At 38.8% G+C, this 17,115-nt stretch carries 17 protein-coding genes; 7 read left to right on the top strand and 10 right to left on the bottom strand.

The annotated features are described in order from the left end of the window. Nucleotides 1–70: 70 nt before the first annotated feature. The 5 genes from ICG50_RS03230 to ICG50_RS03210 all read right to left on the bottom strand — a co-directional run bounded on the left by ICG50_RS03230 (nucleotide 71) and on the right by ICG50_RS03210 (nucleotide 7,571). The gene (locus ICG50_RS03230) at nucleotides 71–997 is read right to left on the bottom strand and encodes a DUF58 domain-containing protein (protein ID WP_187659460.1); all 927 of its coding nucleotides are present in this window, start codon (nucleotides 995–997) and stop codon (nucleotides 71–73) included. A 236-nt stretch (nucleotides 998–1,233) separates the two neighbouring features. Then, nucleotides 1,234–1,551, bottom strand: a complete 318-nt coding sequence (gene trxA, locus ICG50_RS03225) for a thioredoxin (RefSeq protein ID WP_121312549.1) — start codon at nucleotides 1,549–1,551, stop codon at nucleotides 1,234–1,236. Nucleotides 1,552–1,665: 114 nt separating this feature from the next. Further along, nucleotides 1,666–6,213, bottom strand: coding sequence for a DNA polymerase III subunit alpha (gene dnaE, locus ICG50_RS03220; RefSeq protein ID WP_187659459.1), 4,548 nt, complete (start codon nucleotides 6,211–6,213; stop codon nucleotides 1,666–1,668). Nucleotides 6,214–6,347: 134 nt separating this feature from the next. Then, nucleotides 6,348–6,725, bottom strand: coding sequence for an RNA recognition motif domain-containing protein (locus ICG50_RS03215; protein ID WP_121312547.1), 378 nt, complete (start codon nucleotides 6,723–6,725; stop codon nucleotides 6,348–6,350). Nucleotides 6,726–6,854: 129 nt separating this feature from the next. After that, nucleotides 6,855–7,571: a DUF6252 domain-containing protein gene (locus tag ICG50_RS03210; protein WP_187659458.1), complete on the bottom strand. Its 717-nt coding sequence runs from the start codon at nucleotides 7,569–7,571 to the stop codon at nucleotides 6,855–6,857. Between the two features lie 199 nt (nucleotides 7,572–7,770). On the opposite strand from ICG50_RS03210, the gene ICG50_RS03205 reads away from it, so the two are divergent. The 7 genes from ICG50_RS03205 to ICG50_RS03175 all read left to right on the top strand — a co-directional run bounded on the left by ICG50_RS03205 (nucleotide 7,771) and on the right by ICG50_RS03175 (nucleotide 13,624). Then, a complete protein-coding gene (locus ICG50_RS03205; protein ID WP_187659457.1) occupies nucleotides 7,771–8,418 on the top strand; it encodes a 30S ribosomal protein S16 in 648 nt (215 codons plus the stop codon). Nucleotides 8,419–8,432: 14 nt separating this feature from the next. Next, the gene (gene rimM, locus ICG50_RS03200; RefSeq protein ID WP_187659456.1) at nucleotides 8,433–8,957 is read left to right on the top strand and encodes a ribosome maturation factor RimM; all 525 of its coding nucleotides are present in this window, start codon (nucleotides 8,433–8,435) and stop codon (nucleotides 8,955–8,957) included. Nucleotides 8,958–9,073: 116 nt separating this feature from the next. Beyond that, entirely contained in the window at nucleotides 9,074–9,736 is a 663-nt protein-coding gene (locus ICG50_RS03195; RefSeq protein ID WP_246448711.1) for a tRNA1(Val) (adenine(37)-N6)-methyltransferase, read from the top strand. A gap of 103 nt (nucleotides 9,737–9,839) precedes the next feature. Continuing rightward, nucleotides 9,840–10,574 carry a hypothetical protein gene (locus tag ICG50_RS03190; RefSeq protein ID WP_187659454.1) on the top strand — a complete coding sequence of 245 codons (735 nt, stop codon included), beginning with the start codon at nucleotides 9,840–9,842 and terminating at the stop codon, nucleotides 10,572–10,574. Nucleotides 10,575–10,788: 214 nt separating this feature from the next. After that, complete coding sequence (locus ICG50_RS03185; RefSeq protein WP_187659453.1) at nucleotides 10,789–11,967, top strand: acyl-CoA dehydrogenase family protein; 1,179 nt, start codon at nucleotides 10,789–10,791, stop codon at nucleotides 11,965–11,967. 117 nt (nucleotides 11,968–12,084) lie between these two features. Then, the gene (locus ICG50_RS03180; RefSeq protein WP_187659452.1) at nucleotides 12,085–12,867 is read left to right on the top strand and encodes a DUF3050 domain-containing protein; all 783 of its coding nucleotides are present in this window, start codon (nucleotides 12,085–12,087) and stop codon (nucleotides 12,865–12,867) included. After that, a complete protein-coding gene (locus ICG50_RS03175; RefSeq protein ID WP_246448710.1) occupies nucleotides 12,824–13,624 on the top strand; it encodes an SGNH/GDSL hydrolase family protein in 801 nt (266 codons plus the stop codon). Before ICG50_RS03180 ends, ICG50_RS03175 begins: the two co-directional genes overlap by 44 nt. Here ICG50_RS03175 and ICG50_RS03170 read toward each other — a convergent pair whose 3' ends face one another. From ICG50_RS03170 to ICG50_RS03150, 5 genes are all read right to left on the bottom strand, one after another. After that, nucleotides 13,625–13,957 carry a 2Fe-2S iron-sulfur cluster-binding family protein gene (locus ICG50_RS03170; RefSeq protein WP_187659451.1) on the bottom strand — a complete coding sequence of 111 codons (333 nt, stop codon included), beginning with the start codon at nucleotides 13,955–13,957 and terminating at the stop codon, nucleotides 13,625–13,627. It abuts the gene before it with no gap. Between the two features lies 1 nt (nucleotide 13,958). Then, nucleotides 13,959–15,017, bottom strand: a complete 1,059-nt coding sequence (locus ICG50_RS03165) for an NAD(P)/FAD-dependent oxidoreductase (RefSeq protein ID WP_187659450.1) — start codon at nucleotides 15,015–15,017, stop codon at nucleotides 13,959–13,961. 163 nt (nucleotides 15,018–15,180) lie between these two features. Next, nucleotides 15,181–15,420 carry a NifU family protein gene (locus ICG50_RS03160; RefSeq protein WP_171220965.1) on the bottom strand — a complete coding sequence of 80 codons (240 nt, stop codon included), beginning with the start codon at nucleotides 15,418–15,420 and terminating at the stop codon, nucleotides 15,181–15,183. A 96-nt stretch (nucleotides 15,421–15,516) separates the two neighbouring features. Continuing rightward, nucleotides 15,517–16,650, bottom strand: a complete 1,134-nt coding sequence (locus tag ICG50_RS03155) for an Mrp/NBP35 family ATP-binding protein (RefSeq protein WP_187659449.1) — start codon at nucleotides 16,648–16,650, stop codon at nucleotides 15,517–15,519. A 137-nt stretch (nucleotides 16,651–16,787) separates the two neighbouring features. Next, the gene (locus tag ICG50_RS03150; RefSeq protein WP_187659448.1) at nucleotides 16,788–17,114 is read right to left on the bottom strand and encodes an MGMT family protein; all 327 of its coding nucleotides are present in this window, start codon (nucleotides 17,112–17,114) and stop codon (nucleotides 16,788–16,790) included. Nucleotide 17,115 lies beyond the last annotated feature (1 nt).

The raw sequence follows: 17,115 nt of genomic DNA, 5'->3' as shown, positions 1-17,115 counted from the left end.
TGCAAATATACAACTGATTTTGATTTCTGCAACTTTTTTTTGCTAAAAAAATCAACTCTTTTTTTTATTCCTAACCAAACATTTGTTTTTCAACCAAGTATGTCGTTAAAATTTTTTCAAAACTTTCCTCTACTGCGACCGGTACATACTTTATTTTGTTTTGCGCACAGGTCATCGCTAAGGTTTTGAAATACTCGTTGACTTTTTCTTCGTAGGCTTCTTTTACCGAATCTGCAAAAATAGTAATCTGTTCTCCGGTTTCTAAATCGATAAATTTTCTTGGGGCATTGTCGAAATTGAAGTTAATTTCAGTTTTTTTATCAATCACATGAAACACTACTACTTTGTGTTTGTTGTGTTTCAAATGTTGTAAGGCATTAAATAGTGCTTCATTATTGCCGGTTTGAAACATATCGGTAAACAAAATAATCATCGAACGACGGTGGATTTTTTCGGCAATTTGATGTAAAAATGTAACGGTATCCGTGCTTTTAGATTCCTTGGGGTTTTCTAAAAGATTTTCCAACTTATTCAAAATCATACGATGATGGCGATCACTGCCTTTTTCGGGCGCGTAATATTCGTAAGTATCCGAATAGACACTTAGCCCAACGGCATCGCGTTGTTTCTTCAATAAATTCATTAAAACGGCCGAAGCCAATACTGAAAACCCAATTTTATTGTGGTAAAACGGCTCGTCACTTTTCAATTTCGGATAATGCATTGAAGACGAATTATCGATAATCAAATGACAACGCAGATTGGTTTCCTCTTCAAATTTTTTGGTGTACAATCGGTCCGTTTTGGCAAACAACTTCCAATCGATATGTTTGGTGCTTTCGCCGGCATTGTAGACTTTATGTTCTGCAAATTCTGCAGAAAAACCATGAAAAGGAGATTTGTGCATGCCCGAAATAAAGCCTTCTACCACTTGATTGGCTAGCAATTCGAGGTGTTTAAATCCGGAAACGAGTTCTTTTTGTTCTTCGATCTTCATAATTACTTCGTCAGTTCGTCATGCTTGCGCAAGGCTCGTGTCAAATATAGGTAAAATTGCACTACTTAAAAAGTTATCCTGTAAATCACAAAACGGGAACACTAGCCCCGATGGGAGCTGGCTACCATGTAGCGCGGACAGCGGGTCTGTATTTCCTAAAAAAGCTAATCGTTTGCTTCTAATCATAAAAAAAGGCCTAACTTTCGTTAGACCTCCATTTCTTTTTCATTGGTATTTTACAACAATGCATCGATAGCATCAGTATAAGTCTTTTTAGGTGCAACGCCAACTTGACGTCCTACAACTTCCCCATTTTGGAACACTAGAACCGTTGGGATATTACGCACGCCGTATTTGGCAGCGAACTCTTGGTTTGCATCAACGTCTACTTTTCCAACCACTGCTTTTCCTTCGTATTCTGAAGAAATTTCATCAATAACCGGTCCAACCATACGACATGGTCCACACCATGCTGCCCAAAAATCTACTACTACCGGTTTATCTGATTTTAATACTACTTCGTCAAAAGTAGCGTCTGTAATTGCTAAAGCCATATTTTATATTTTTAAATTACTGTATTTATTTGACCACAAAATTAGACATTTTATTTTGGTTTTCTATACTAAAAAAATCAGTTTTGGCTATCAAATCATTATCAGAACTGATACCTAATTTAAGCCGAATTTCACATTCATTTTTTCCAATTCTAATAATAATTCTTTGGATATCTTAATCTTTAATCTTCTACTTGGCATTTCTAATGTGGTTATTCTTTTCACTTCTTCGGCTATGATTGGGATGGCTTCCGACATTTCTTCTGACATAATCTCATTGCCTTCTAGGTTTTCGATGTCAATTTCTTCCTCGTCACTAACCAATGAAACAGATTCGATTGGTTTTACAACTTCGATTGGTTTGGCTACAATCTCGGTTTCTATTACTTCAAAATTCACTGATTTATCACCTTCATTAACTCTGAAAATCTCATTTAATTTTTGAATTAAACTCTGTTGTAAATCACTGATATCCATCTGAATGCTTAACTTTTTGGCGTATTGCGGTAAAACATCCTGTAATTGTTTAACATCCAAAAACTGTATTCTAGGTTCTGATTTTTTTCCGGTTTCTCTATTGACCCAACCGTCTTTCACTGTGATTTTGAAATATACAAATTGGTTGTTGACCAAGAAATGTCTGAATTTCAAATACTCTTCATCAAAAATCCTGAAGTCGTAACTTTCATCGTAGCCTTCCAAGGTAAACATGGCCCAGTCTTTGCCGTTTTTGGCGGTTTTGTATTGCACATTGGTTACAATTCCGGCAAAAGTTAAATTCTTACCTATATAGTTATTAAGATTTTTTAAATACTCTAATTTACTGTTGCAGAAATATTTCATTTCGAATTTAAAATCGTCCAATGGATGTCCGGAAATGTATATCCCAACCACTTCTTTTTCTTTGGCCAACTTTTCCATCGTACTCCATTCTTCACACGGAGGAACGATTGGTTCTGCTATTTGAACTTCACTGGCTTCGCCAAACAAACTGACTTGAGAAGAATTTTCGTTCTCCTGAAACTTGGAACCATACCGAATTGCTTTTTCCAAAAAAGTGATGCCTTCGCCTTCAATATGGAAGTATTGTGCGCGATGAGTGTTTTGAAAACAATCAAATCCACCGGCTAGAGCCAAGCTTTCGAAAGCTTTTTTATTTGCGGCACGCAAATCTATTTTTTTGGCCAAATCAAATATCGATTTATACTTTTCGTCTTTTCTGTTTTGAACAATTGTCTCTACGGCATTGGCCCCTACACCTTTTACAGCGCCCATTCCGAAACGAATGGCGTAACTTTCGTTTACTGTAAATTTGTAGAAACTCTCATTCACGTCCGGACCGAGCACTTGCAATCCCATGCGTTTACATTCTTCCATAAAGAACGAAACCTGTTTGATATCGTTCATGTTATTGGATAAAACCGCTGCCATATATTCTGCCGGATAATTGGCTTTTAAATAGGCCGTTTGGTAAGCAATCCAAGCATAACATGTGGAATGGGATTTATTGAAAGCATACTCGGCAAAGGCTTCCCAATCTTTCCAGATTTTTTCTAATTTTTCTGCCGGATGACCTTTGGCTTCGGCTTGCGAAATGAATTTGGGTTTCATTTTATCCAAAACATCTTTTTGCTTTTTCCCCATAGCTTTACGCAACACGTCGGCATCACCTTTAGAGAAACCGGCTAATTTTTGGGACAAAAGCATTACCTGTTCTTGGTAAACGGTAATTCCGTACGTATCACTAAGCAATTCTTCACACGCGTCTAAGTCGTATTCAATAGGTTCTTCCCCATTTTTTCGTTTGATGAAACTTGGAATGTAAGCAATAGGTCCCGGTCGGTATAACGCGTTCATCGCAATCAAATCACCAAAAACCGTTGGCTTCAATTCCTTCATATATTTTTGCATTCCGGCACTTTCATACTGGAAAATCCCGACTGTTTCTCCCCGTTGGAAAAGTTCATACGTTTTGGCATCATCAATAGGAAACTCATCCGGATTTAGGTCTTTTCCGGTTCTGTATTTTACTAATTTTACCGTGTCTTTTATCAAGGTTAGGGTTTTCAAACCCAAGAAGTCCATCTTTAACAAACCGGCACTTTCTACCACAGAGTTGTCAAATTGAGTCACATATAAATCGGAATCTTTGGCCGTGGCTACGGGAACGAAATTAGTGATGTCACTTGGCGTAATGATAACGCCACAAGCATGAATTCCGGTATTTCTAAGATTTCCTTCTAAAAATTTGGCTTGATTGATAGTCTCAGAACAAAGCGAATTTTCTTTAGAAAGCGAAATCAATTCTTTTACTTTATCAAACTCTTCCGGACGCAATACTTTTTTAATAGTAGCTTCATCTTCGGATAAAAGTCGGGCCAAATTCCATTTGGAAGGCATCATGCCCGGAATCAATTTGGCTACCTTATCGGCTTCAAAAAGCGGCAAATCCATAACCCTTGCGGTATCCCGAATACTTGATTTGGTCGCCATAGTTCCATAAGTGATGATTTGTGCTACTTGTTTGGAACCGTATTTATTGATTACATAATCCATGACACGGCTTCGGCCTTCGTCATCAAAATCGATATCGATATCGGGAAGTGAAACCCTGTCCGGATTTAAGAAACGCTCAAAAAGCAAATTGTATAACAACGGATCAATATTGGTAATTCCGAGACAATAAGCCACTACAGAACCGGCGGCAGAACCACGACCTGGACCAACAGAAACACCCATTTTTCGGGCTTCGGCGATGAAATCCTGCACAATTAAGAAATAACCGGGATAACCGGAATTTTCAATGGTTAACAATTCGAAATCGATGCGCTCTTGAATTTCAGGTGTGATTTCGGCATAACGTCTTTTGGCGCCTTCATAAGTTAAATGATGAAGGTATTTATTTTCTCCACGTTTGCCTTTATCAGCTTCATCTTCAGCTACTAAAAATTCTGCCGGAATGTCGAATTTAGGAAGTAAAACTTCTCTCGACAAATCGTAAATTTCGATTTTATTGGTGATTTCTTCTGTGGAAACAATCGCTTCTGGTAAATCATGGAAGAGTTTTTTCATCTCTTCGCCCGACTTGAAATAGTATTCTTTATTGTTTAAACCATAGCGATAACCTCGTCCGCGACCAATTGGTGTAGATTGTTTTTCACCATCGCGCACACACAATAAAATGTCATGCGCATTGGCATCTTCTTTATTGATATAGAAAACGTTATTGGTAGCAACGGTTTTGACTTGGTGTTTTTTAGCCAAAGCAATCAGCGAGGTATTAACCCGATTTTCATCTTCCTGATTGTGACGCATTAACTCGATGTAAAAATCAGCACCGAATTCTTGTTTCCACCAAATGAGTGCTTCTTCGGCTTGGTTTTCACCAATGTTTAATACCTTACTCGGAATTTCTCCATAGAGATTTCCGGATAAAACGATTAAATCCTCTTTGTATTGCTGGATGGCTTTTCGGTCAATTCTTGGTACGTAATAAAACCCTTCAGTGTAAGCGATGGAAGATAATTTAGCCAAATTGTGATAGCCTTTTTTGGTTTTGGCTAAAAAAACGATTTGGTATCCATTTTCTTTTCGGGACTTGTCTCTTAAATCATCGCACACATAAAATTCGCAACCTACGATGGGCTTTATGATAGTTTCTGTTGGCGCTTCACCGTTTTCTTCGGCTTGTTTGTTTTTAGCTTGCGCCGATTTATTGTGGTATAAAATATCTCTAACAAAATGAAAAGCACCCATTAAATTGGCATGATCGGTCATGGCTACGGCCGGCATTTTGTTTTGAACAGCTGCTTTGACCAAATCGGCTACACTGATGGTTGATTGCAATACTGAAAACTGGGTGTGATTGTGCAATTGCACAAAATCAACATCGGCTAAATCATGGTGAATTTGTTCGTCTACCTCAGTCGGAACAACAACTTCTTCATTCTGACTAATCTGTTTTCGAATTTCCTCCGAAGCCTGCTTGAGATTGATGTGTTTTAATCCGATAAGTTGAATTTCCTTTGGATTATTCTCTCCAAACTCTCTGAAATAATCAGCAGGAACATCCAGTTCTTCTTTGGTAAAAATGGTTCTGCGAATTAACTCCAAGAAACAACGGGTTGTTGCTTCAACGTCTGCTGTAGCATTATGCGCTTCTGCGAATGGCACATTAAAAAGATATCCGTGAAGTTCGGTTAGTGTTGGCAATTTGAACTTCCCGCCACGTCCACCGGGCAACTTCAAAAGGGATGCGGTAACTTCAGTACACGTGTCCAAAACCGGCATAGAAGCCATGGGTGAATTCACGCCTAATCGGTAAAATTCACAACCCATAATATTAACGTCGAAGCCTACATTTTGCCCGACTATAAATTTGGCTTTCGCCAAAGCGGTATTGAATTTTTCTAAAACATCTGATAAAGGTATTCCTTGCGTTTCTGCTAACTCGGTTGAAATTCCGTGAATTCGCTCGGCATCATACGGAATATTAAAACCTTCTGGCTTTACTAAATAATCCTGATGTTCAATCAGATTCCCCATCGCGTCGTGCAACTGCCAGGCAATCTGAATACATCTTGGCCAGTTGTCAGTGTCGGAAATAGGTGCACCCCAACGTTTAGGCAATCCGGTGGTTTCGGTATCGAAAATTAAATACATGCAAGGAAATTTGAAGAAATTCTAACTTTTCAAAAATACATTTTCAATGGTTAGAAATCAATTTTAGTTATCAACAAAAAACAAAAAAGCCAACTCGTTTGAGTTGGCTTTTAAATATCTATAAAGTGTACAAACTAGTATCTTCCTCTATTTCCACCACCGCTGTTTCCACCACTGTAGCTTCCGCCACCACGTGAATTTCCACCGCCGTTATAACCTCCACCACTTCCGCCTGAACGGTTGTTGTTAAAAGTTCTTCTTTCACCTTCCGGTTTTGGTTCAGATTTATTTACTACAATAGTACGACCTTCAACAGTTGCACCGTTTAATTCCTGAATGGCTTTTTCAGCTTCTGTGTCATTTTCCATTTCCACAAAACCGAAACCTTTACTTCTTCCAGTAAATTTATCAGTAATAATTTTAACGGAATTAACCGTACCATAAACCCCGAAGGATTCTTTTAAATCTGCTTCGTCAATACTAAACGGAAGACTTCCAACAAAAATGTTCATATTTTAATTTTAAAATTCAGCCACAAAGGTAACTTAAATAAAACGTAAACCGCTATAAATTTGGACTTTATTGCAAATAAATAAAAAAGCCATCCGAAGATGGCTTGTATAATTCAAATGATTTGATTCTTAAAGAGATGGGTAAATTGGAATTTTATAAAACTCCCCGTATTGAAAATTCAAAATTGGATTAGCAAAAGGACTGTTATTGGCATTAGCTGCATTAAACTTGAATTTACCTGATACCGTCATGTTAACATTGTCAAACTCTGTAATTTTAACTTCACCGTTACTATTCTGCACATTCAAAACCCTGAACCTACAATTAACATTACCACCGGTAACTGTAATCAAATCACCTGCGGTATAAGCGTTTCCTCTAGAAGAAAGCGTCAATCCTGTAACAACTCCCGAAGGGTTTGCAACTACGTTAACGGTCAAACCGCTACCGGAACCACCCGTTGTGGCTACTGATGTCCCGCTACTGTATCCCGTACCTGCATTTGCTATAGCTATTTGAGAAACCGGACCGGGAACTGCTATTGTGGCGTACTCTAAATTAACATCGTCAAATGTTGAGGAATAAGTAGCTGAATTGTTAACATTGGTTGTCCCCAAAATATAAGTCCCTTCATTAGCGCTACTCGTATTTAAAGTAATAAGCTCAAATGCAGTGTAGGCTTCAATAGAAAGTTGGCCAGAAGCTGAGACATACGCTCTTGTGTCATTGGCTATCCAAAGCACATCATCTTTCAACCCTTGAAAACCGGGATTATTAAATTTTACGTCTTCTTGACAGGAAGACAGTGCTACTGCAACTATGATAAGGGACAAAAATCTTTTCATTTTTTCAATGTATTTCTCCACAAAAATAACTTTTTAATATAAAAATGCTAATTAAATTTTAAAAAAATAACGTTAAAGTTAGTGAAAACAAGAACTTAAGCCTAAAAATATAACCTCCAATTAGTTTGTTTGCAAAAAATAACTATCTTTGCACCCTTAAATAATCGAGGTCGAGTACCTCAAATTAATCAAAAAGATTATGTCAGTAAAAATTAGATTACAAAGACACGGTAAAAAACAAAAACCTTTTTACTGGATCGTAGCAGCTGATGCTCGTTCAAAAAGAGATGGTAAATACCTTGAAAAATTAGGAACTTACAATCCAAACACCAATCCTGCCACTATTGATTTAAACATTGACCAAGCGGTTCAATGGTTACACAATGGCGCTCAACCAACTGATACAGCAAGAGCTATCCTTTCTTACAAAGGTGCCTTAATGAAACACCACCTTGATGGCGGCGTTCGTAAAGGAGCTTTAACGCAAGAACAAGCTGATGCTAAATTGGCTAAATGGTTAGAAGACAAAGCAGGTAAAGTTACTGCTAAAAAAGAAGGTTTGACAAAAGCACAAGAAGCTGCCAAAGTGAAAGCTTTAAAAGCAGAAAAAGAAGCTAATGAAAAACGTGCTGCTGCCGCTGTAGAAGCTGCAAAAGTAGAAGAAGTAGCGGAAGAAGTTGCAGTTGAAGAAACTGTAGCAGAAGAAACTCCGGAAGTTGTAGCTGAAGTTGCGGTTGAGGAAACTCCTGCTGCTGAAGAAGCTGTAGCTGAAGTTGTTGCTGAAGAAGCACCGGCTGCGGAAGAAACTCCTGCTGCTGAAGAAGCTAGCGAAGAAACAGAAGCTTAATATTTCCAGCAATTATGCGTAAAGAAGATTGTTTCTATTTAGGTAAAATTGCAAAAAAATTTAGTTTCAAAGGGGAAGTTTTAATCTATTTAGACACAGACGAACCCGAGTTATATGAAAATATGGAATCAGTGTTTGTTGAGTTCAACAAAAATCTGGTTCCATTTTTTATTGAAAATAGTTCCCTGCACAAAAACGACTTTCTTCGCGTACAATTTGAAGATGTTGACTCTGAAGAAGAAGCGGATAAACTTATTGGTTGCGAAATTTATCTTCCGCTTTCTATGTTGCCCAAATTGGAAGGCAATAAATTCTATTTCCACGAAGTGATTGGTTTTGAGATTGAAGACAAACGTTTAGGCATTTTTGGCGTAATTCAATCCATCAACGATACCACTGCGCAACCTTTATTCGAAGTATTAAATGGCGAAGTAGAAATGCTGATTCCTATGATTGACCATTTTTTAGTCGAAATTGACCGAAAAAACAAAAAAGTCGTGATGGATTTACCGGAAGGCTTGGTTGAAATGTATTTGTAAAAGTTTTCAGTCGCAGTCGCAGTTTTCAGATTTCTGGAATCTAAAATCGTTAATCTTCAATCAACAATCATTTGTTTTCATTCAAAAAATTCTCAGTAAACCAAGACCGTTGTGCCATGAAAGTAGGTACCGATGGCGTTTTGCTTGGTGCTTGGACTCCAATTGAGCATCGTCCGTTTTCGGTTTTAGATATTGGTGCAGGAACGGGAATTTTGGCTTTGATGTTGGCCCAAAGAAGTCCGGCCGAACAAATTGACGCCATCGAAATTGACGAAGAAGCTTTTGAACAATGCGTAGAAAACTTTGAAAATTCGCCTTGGTCTGACCGCTTGTACTGCTATCACGCCGGTTTAGATGAATTCATGGAAGAACCCGAAGACGAGTACGATTTGATCGTTTCCAATCCGCCATTCTACAGCGAAGATTACAAAACCAAAAGCGAACAAAGAGATTTAGCCCGATTTCAAGACGCTTTGCCTTTTGCCGATTTGATTGAAGCCGCTTCAGTTTTGCTTTCTGAAAACGGTATTTTCTCGGTGATTATTCCGCACAAAGAAGAAGCCAAATTTATCGGCTTAGCCCAAGAATGTAACTTGTTTCCCCTCAAGATTACCCGCGTGAAAGGAACGCCAACTTCCGAAATCAAAAGAAGTTTACTCGCTTTTACCTTTGCTGAAAAAACCAGTTTCCCTATCGATGAACTCATCATCGAAACGGCGCGTCATCACTATACTGAAGATTATATTGCTTTGACTAAAGATTTTTATCTGAAGATGTAATGCTTTGCCTGCAGATATAAAAAAATCATAATTAACAATTCTTTATAACTAAGCGGATTTGAATGCTGTACTTTAGGGCTTGATATCTTAAACGCCATTCTTTGTGAAGCAAATTTTACTCTTACTCCTATTAGTTTTTAATGGTTTCCTTGGCTTTGCGCAAAGCGAAAAACATCTTCACGGCAAAGTTTTATATGGGAAAATTGCTTTATCAGGAATCGATATTGTTACTCTGAATTCGAGAAAAAGTACCACAACCAATAAAGAGGGTGAATTTAGTATTGAGGCAAAAGTTAAGGACACCCTTTTCATTATTTCAAAAGAATATACCGACCGAAGAATAGTCTTAACCCAAGAACTATTTGAACTAGAAAGCCTCATCCTTTATTTGGAGCAAAAACCAATCGCATTGGAAGATGTGGAAATCTTGAAAAAATCAAGCTTAAAAGTAGAAGTAAAACAATCGGATATTGACGCCATAAAGCTAGCCAAACAAGCTAACGCATTGAAAGTTGTCAATGTTTATGACGGCATCATCGAAAACGGCATCGACTTTGTGAGAATGGGCAAAGGGTTGTTTAATTTATTTAAAAATAAAGACAAAGAAAAACCCGAAAATGCACTTCCTCCGATTCTGTTTAAAGACTATCTCACCTTGAATTTTGACACTGCTTTTTATACCCAAAAACTAAAACTCAAACCCGAAGAAATAGATTTATTCATTGCTTATTGCGAAGTTGATTCGAGAGCTAAAAGTTTGGCCGAACTACAAGACCTATTGGAAATGGCCGACTTTTTATTTGAAAAACATGAAGCATTTAAGAAACTCGAGCGTTAATTTAAAGCCGACTACCCTAGCCCAGATGGAAGCGGCATCCTTTTTCTTTTTTAAATAAAAAAGAAAAAGATATAGCGTACAGCTGGACCCGAGCTCCTGACAAGGAGTGAACTGGCGAAGCAAAAAGCTTCAAAAAATTATAACAGTTGTTGATGGCGTTTTTGCGTAAGATTATGTAGCTTTGCAAACGTTTTCGTAAACCAAATTAAAGACTATGAGACCCGATTTATTTCAAGCTCCTGATTACTACAATTTAGATGATTTATTAACAGAAGAACACAAACTTGTGCGTGATTCAGCTCGTGCCTGGGTGAAACGCGAAGTTTCTCCTATCATTGAAGACTATGCACAACGTGCGGAATTTCCAAAACAAATCATCAAAGGTTTGGGCGAAATTGGTGGTTTTGGACCATACATTCCGGAAGAATACGGCGGTGCCGGTTTAGACCAAATTTCGTATGGTTTAATTATGCAGGAAATTGAAAGAGGTGATTCTGGTGTGCGTTCTACGTCATCGGTTCAATCGTCTTTGGTGATGTATCCAATTTGGAAATTCGGAACGGAAGAACAACGTCAAAAATATTTACCAAAACTGGCTACCGGAGAATTCATGGGTTGTTTCGGATTGACCGAACCTGATCATGGTTCGAATCCAAGCGGAATGACCACCAACTTCAAAGACATGGGCGACCATTATTTGTTAAACGGTGCTAAAATGTGGATTTCAAACGCGCCATTTGCTGACATCGCGGTAGTTTGGGCGAAAAATGAAGAAGGCAGAATCCACGGTTTAATCGTAGAACGCGGCATGGAAGGTTTTACAACTCCGGAAACCCATAACAAATGGTCACTTCGTGCTTCGGCTACAGGTGAATTAATTTTTGACAACGTAAAAGTGCCTAAAGAAAATTTAATGCCCGGCAAATCCGGACTTGGTGCGCCGATGATGTGTTTGGATTCGGCCCGTTACGGAATCGCTTGGGGTGCCATTGGAGCCGCAATGGATTGTTACGATACTGCCTTGCGTTATGCCAAAGAAAGAATACAATTTGACAAACCGATTGCCGGAACGCAATTACAACAAAAGAAATTGGCTGAAATGATTACCGAAATCACCAAAGCCCAATTCTTAACTTGGCGTTTAGGGGTTTTGAGAAATGAAGGCAAAGCCACGACCGCTCAAATCTCTATGGCCAAAAGAAATAACGTTGACATGGCGATTACTATAGCTCGTGAAGCCAGACAAATCCTAGGCGGAATGGGAATCACCGGCGAATATTCAATCATGCGCCATAGCATGAACTTGGAATCCGTGATTACTTACGAAGGCACTCACGACATTCATTTGTTGATTACCGGCGCGGATATCACCGGAATTCCGGCTTTTAAATAAGATTAAACAATCAATAAAATTGATATAAAATGCTTCTCTTTTTCGGGAAGCATTTTTACTTTTGTTTAAAGCAGAAACTGAAAAGTTCTTTCCTTCGTAAATACAATAAAAAAAGCTATGACCATATCTATCATCAACGAAAAAATCCAATCACAGAAAGACATTTTACTTCAACATTCTTTGTATGAAAAAGTAAAAACCATTGACGATTTACACCAATTTTTAGAAAGTCACGTGTATGCTGTTTGGGATTTTATGTCATTGTTAAAAGCGTTGCAAAGCAAACTGACTTGCACTACTACGCCATGGTTTGCTTCAGCCAATCCGGAAACGAGGTATTTGATTAACGAAATTGTGTTGGCCGAAGAAAGCGACCTGACTTTAGACGGCAAACGTTTAAGTCATTTCGAAATGTATGTCGATGCCATGCAAAGTTGCGGTGCTTGTACCAAAGAATTAGACGCGTTTTTACAAAATGTAATCGATACCAAAAACGTTTTTATCGCCATCAAAAAAAGCGATTTACATCCAGAAGTCAAAGCGTTTCTCGACTTTACTTTCCGTGTAATCGAAGAAGGCAAAGTGCACAAAATTGCTGCGGCGTTTACTTTTGGTAGAGAAGATTTGATTCCGAATATGTTTACGGAAATCTTGAAAAACTTCCAACAAAACTTCCCGGATGTTGATCTGTCTAAATTGATTTATTACTTCGAAAGACACATCGAATTAGACGCCGATGAACACGGACCAATGGCCATGCAAATGATTACCGAACTTTGTCAAAACGACACTCAAAAATGGAAAGAAGTGGAAGAAGTTTCGGTTTTGGCTTTGGAGAAAAGAATCGGACTATGGAATGCCATTGAAGAAAAAATTGAAGCCCATATGGAATTGGCTTAACCAACCACTATGGTATTACCAAAAAGGATTAATTGATGAAAAACTTATGAAATACGCCGCTAAATTATTCTTGCTTTTCTTTTGGGGTTTACTTTTGATGGGTTGCAGTGCCGATGCTGAAGAAAACACTGAAATTACGGCTGTAAATTATAAATATTTAGCTTTAGGCGACAGCTATACTTTTGGTCAGAGCGTTTGCGCCGATTGTCGATTTCCCGAGCAGTTAAAAGATAGTTTGCAACAATTTCTGAACACAGAAGATTCTTTTAACATTAAACTCATAGCGCAAACCGGCTGGACCACAACCAATTTAAATACGGCAATTTCCAATGAGCCTTTACTGAGTGATTATGACTTAGTGACGCTTTTAATCGGTGTAAACAATCAGTACCAAAACATTCCATTTAGTGTCTATGAACAGGAATTTGTAACGTTGGTTAACACTGCCATTGCCCGTGGAAAAGGAGATAAAAATAACCTTATTGTAGTTTCCATTCCTGATTATGCTTACACACCGTTTGGGCAAGGCACTTCAAATCCTTCCAACATTTCCACTCAGTTAGATACTTACAATGCCTTTGCCCAAAACTATTGTATCACCAATGGCATTACTTTTATCACCATTACTGATATCACGCGATTGGGATTGGCACAACCCGAATTGGTGGCCAACGACGGTTTACATCCATCAACGGTTGCTTATTCAAAATTTGTAGAGCGGATTTTGCCCGTGGCAAAAATTAAGTTAGGATTGTAGTTAAGCTTCAGGTGCTAATTCTATCTCGAGTCCTTCAAGGTCTTCAGTAATATGGATTTGACAACCCAAGCGGCTGTTTTCTTTAACATTGAAAGCTTCCCAAAGCATGGCTTGCTCATCGTCACTTTTCTCCGGCAATGGAAAATCATTTAACACATAACACTGACAAGAAGCACACATTGCCATGCCACCACAAATTCCGATAGTTCCTTCGGGTGCTAATTCATAGGCGCGAACCAACTCCATGATATTCATGTTCATGTCGGTTGGTGCTTGCACTTCGTGACTGATGCCTTCTCTGTCGGTTATGGTTATAGTAACGTCGTTTGCCATGTTATTCTATCGATTTTACTACAGCCTTTTCGGCTTCTTTACGCGTACCGTCAAATCCGTCAACGCCGGAAACTGTGGTGTATTTCAAGACATATTTCTTGCCCGGATTTAATCGTTGGTACACACTTTGGCACATCAAAGTCGCTTCGTGGAAACCACAAAGAATCAATTTTAATTTGCCCGGATAAATATTCACATCACCGATGGCGTAAATGCCTTCAATATTGGTTTGATAATCTAAAGCGTTGTTAACTTTGATGGCGTTTTTTTCAATTTCCAATCCCCAATTGGCGATGGCACCCAGTTTAGGTGTTAATCCGAAAAGCGGAATAAAATAATCGGTTACCACATTCATACGAGCACTGTTGACTTCAATGTCCACGGATTCTATTCGTTCCGAACCTTTAAAGCCTACAACTTCTCCCGGAGTGATTAGTTTGATTTTTCCTGCCGATTTTAATTCTTGTACTTTTTCAACAGAATCTAAAGCGCCACGGAATTCGTTTCTACGATGTACCAAAGTTACTGAAGCCGCCACATCCGAAAGGAAAATACTCCAATCCAATGCAGAATCACCACCACCGGAAATCACTATGTTTTTGCCTCGGTATTTTTCGGGATCTTTGACGAAGTAATCTACGCCTCTATCTTCTTTTTCGTAAAACTCTATGTCTTTTAAGATGGGTTTTCTGGGTTCGAATGTTCCCAAACCACCGGCAATAGCTATGGCTTTAGCCAAGTGTTTTGTGCCTTCATTCGTAGTTACAATAAAATTACCGTCTTCCAGTTTTTCAATGGTTTCGGCGGTTTCTCCTAAGGTAAATCCGGGTTGGAATTGTTTGATTTGCTCCATTAAATTGGTCACCAAATCACCGGCCAATACTTCGGGATAACCGGGAATATCGTAAATGGGTTTTTTGGGATACAATTCTGCTAATTGTCCACCAGGTTGTGGCAAAGCATCGATAATGTGGCATTTTAATTTTAATAATCCGGCTTCGAAGACAGTAAAAAGTCCTGTTGGTCCGGCACCGATTATGAGTATATCTGTTTCAATCATTTTTTGAGGTTCTAAGGTTCTGAGGTTCTGAGGCGCTAAGGTCTTTAAACCGGAACTTTTATTTTATGATTTTTGTCATGTTCAGCACGAATGCGTTAGGGATGGGAGCAAGTACCGTGTACTGCGGACAGCCCGACCCGTTTTTTCAACGGGTAACGCCCAACTAAGCTACATTCTCAACCGTTTCTATCTGTGGTGCGTATTTTTTAATAGTCGTTTCCACACCGGCTTTCATAGTGCTGATGCTTAAACTGCAAGAAGTACAAGCACCTTGAAGACGCACTTTTACATGCTTTTCGTCTTCTATGGAAACCAAACTGATATCGCCGCCATCGGAATTCAGAAATGGTCTGATTTCGTTGAGTGCTTTTTCGATGTTTAAAATCAATTCTTCGTTAGTCATAATTTTGACATTTTAGATGGTTAGATTGTTAGACCTTTTAGATTTTTAGATACTTCATTTTCTGAGTAGTCTAATAATCTAAGAAGTCTAACCGGTCTATTTTTTTACAGCAGAACAACCTGCCATGGTAGTTATTTTGATTGCTTCGGTTGGTGGCAAATCATTGTTTCTGTTTACCGTTTCCTGCACAACATTTCTGGTGATTTCTTCGAAAACCCTTTCGATTACCGAAGCCGTTTGCAACGCTGCCGGACGACCGTAATCGCCAGCTTCGCGAATGCTTTGTACCAATGGCACTTCCCCTAAAAACGGCACTTGTAAATCTTCCGCCAGGTTTTTGGCACCTTCTTTTCCGAAGATGTAATATTTGTTATTTGGCAATTCTTCAGGAGTGAAATAAGCCATATTTTCTATGATTCCTAAAACCGGAACATTGATACTGTCTGATAAAAACATCGATACTCCTTTTTTGGCATCCGCCAAAGCAACTGCCTGTGGAGTACTTACTACAACAGCACCGGTGATTGGTAAGGATTGCATAATTGACAAATGAATATCGCCTGTTCCCGGTGGTAAATCGATTAGCATGAAATCTAATTCGCCCCAAGCGGCATCGAATATCATTTGGTTCAAAGCTTTAGAAGCCATTGGACCACGCCAAATTACGGCCTGACTCGGAGCTGTAAAGAATCCAATAGAAAGCAATTTGATTTCGTAGCTTTCGACCGGTTTCATTTTGGATTTGCCGTCAACTTCAATCGAGATTGGCTTCTCATTTTCTACGTCGAACATAATCGGCATTGATGGACCATAAATATCGGCATCCAAGATTCCGACTTTAAAACCCATTTTGGCCAAAGTCACGGCTAAGTTTGCGGTCACAGTTGATTTCCCAACGCCGCCTTTTCCTGAAGCAACCGCAATAATATTGCTGATACCCGGAATGGCTTTGCCTTTAATTTCGTTCGGATTTTGGGTTGGTGTTTCTACTTTGATGTTGACTTTAACCTCAGCATCCGAAGAGAATTTTTCGTGGATTAATTTTTTGATGTCGTCTTCCGCGCGTTTTTTGATGTGCATCGCCGGTGTTGTGATTACTAAATCGACTACGACTTCATTGCCGAAGGTCAGTACGTTTTTTACGGCACCGCTTTCGACCATATTTTTTCCTTCGCCTGCGATAGTAATGGTTTCTAAAGCTGCTAAGATTTCTTTTCTATCTAGTTTCATTTCGAATGATAATTAAGCTTTTCAGTTGCGTTTATTTAAACTGAATTTAGATTACAAAGATAGTTTGAAAATAGTTAAAAGGGAAAAGGGAAAAGGGAAAAGTTTTTGATGGTATGATAATTACAATTTATAACAGCCTACTGATTGCTAATCTCCGGTTGCCAAAAGTGTTTTTCGAAATCGACAATCTGATTATCGATGACTTCAATGCCTTCGCTTTCGAGTAGTTGTTGCATTAAATTAGTGCCTTGGAAATGGTGTTTCCCTGAAAGCACTCCTATCCTATTCACCACTCTGTGCGCCGGAATATCTTCTCTACCGTGACAGGCATTCATGGCCCAGCCAACCATTCTGGCGGAACGAGCTGTACCTAATGCTCTGGCAATAGCACCATACGAAGTCACTTTTCCTTCCGGAATTTGTCGTGCTATCGCGTATACTCTTTCGAAAAAATTATCTTCCATT

It is taken from the genome of Flavobacterium buctense, from assembly GCF_014486695.1.
In the GTDB taxonomy this organism is placed as follows: domain Bacteria; phylum Bacteroidota; class Bacteroidia; order Flavobacteriales; family Flavobacteriaceae; genus Flavobacterium; species Flavobacterium buctense.
The sequence above is the reverse complement of the archived record's forward strand: the minus strand, read 5'-3'. Positions and strand labels throughout refer to the sequence as shown.

Excerpts from the sequence above, each read along its gene's own strand:
- ICG50_RS03215 (WP_121312547.1), bottom strand. The coding sequence starts at position 6,725 with ATGAACATTTTTGTTGGAAGTCTTCCGTTTAGTATTGACGAAGCAGAT.
- ICG50_RS03170 (WP_187659451.1), bottom strand. The coding sequence starts at position 13,957 with ATGGCAAACGACGTTACTATAACCATAACCGACAGAGAAGGCATCAGT.
- ICG50_RS03230 (WP_187659460.1), bottom strand. The coding sequence starts at position 997 with ATGAAGATCGAAGAACAAAAAGAACTCGTTTCCGGATTTAAACACCTC.
- rimM (WP_187659456.1), top strand. The coding sequence starts at position 8,433 with ATGCGTAAAGAAGATTGTTTCTATTTAGGTAAAATTGCAAAAAAATTT.
- dnaE (WP_187659459.1), bottom strand. The coding sequence starts at position 6,213 with ATGTATTTAATTTTCGATACCGAAACCACCGGATTGCCTAAACGTTGG.
- ICG50_RS03155 (WP_187659449.1), bottom strand. The coding sequence starts at position 16,650 with ATGAAACTAGATAGAAAAGAAATCTTAGCAGCTTTAGAAACCATTACT.
- ICG50_RS03180 (WP_187659452.1), top strand. The coding sequence starts at position 12,085 with ATGACCATATCTATCATCAACGAAAAAATCCAATCACAGAAAGACATT.
- ICG50_RS03175 (WP_246448710.1), top strand. The coding sequence starts at position 12,824 with ATGCCATTGAAGAAAAAATTGAAGCCCATATGGAATTGGCTTAACCAA.
- ICG50_RS03210 (WP_187659458.1), bottom strand. The coding sequence starts at position 7,571 with ATGAAAAGATTTTTGTCCCTTATCATAGTTGCAGTAGCACTGTCTTCC.
- ICG50_RS03150 (WP_187659448.1), bottom strand. The coding sequence starts at position 17,114 with ATGGAAGATAATTTTTTCGAAAGAGTATACGCGATAGCACGACAAATT.
- ICG50_RS03165 (WP_187659450.1), bottom strand. The coding sequence starts at position 15,017 with ATGATTGAAACAGATATACTCATAATCGGTGCCGGACCAACAGGACTT.
- ICG50_RS03195 (WP_246448711.1), top strand. The coding sequence starts at position 9,074 with ATGAAAGTAGGTACCGATGGCGTTTTGCTTGGTGCTTGGACTCCAATT.
- ICG50_RS03160 (WP_171220965.1), bottom strand. The coding sequence starts at position 15,420 with ATGACTAACGAAGAATTGATTTTAAACATCGAAAAAGCACTCAACGAA.
- ICG50_RS03185 (WP_187659453.1), top strand. The coding sequence starts at position 10,789 with ATGAGACCCGATTTATTTCAAGCTCCTGATTACTACAATTTAGATGAT.
- trxA (WP_121312549.1), bottom strand. The coding sequence starts at position 1,551 with ATGGCTTTAGCAATTACAGACGCTACTTTTGACGAAGTAGTATTAAAA.
- ICG50_RS03205 (WP_187659457.1), top strand. The coding sequence starts at position 7,771 with ATGTCAGTAAAAATTAGATTACAAAGACACGGTAAAAAACAAAAACCT.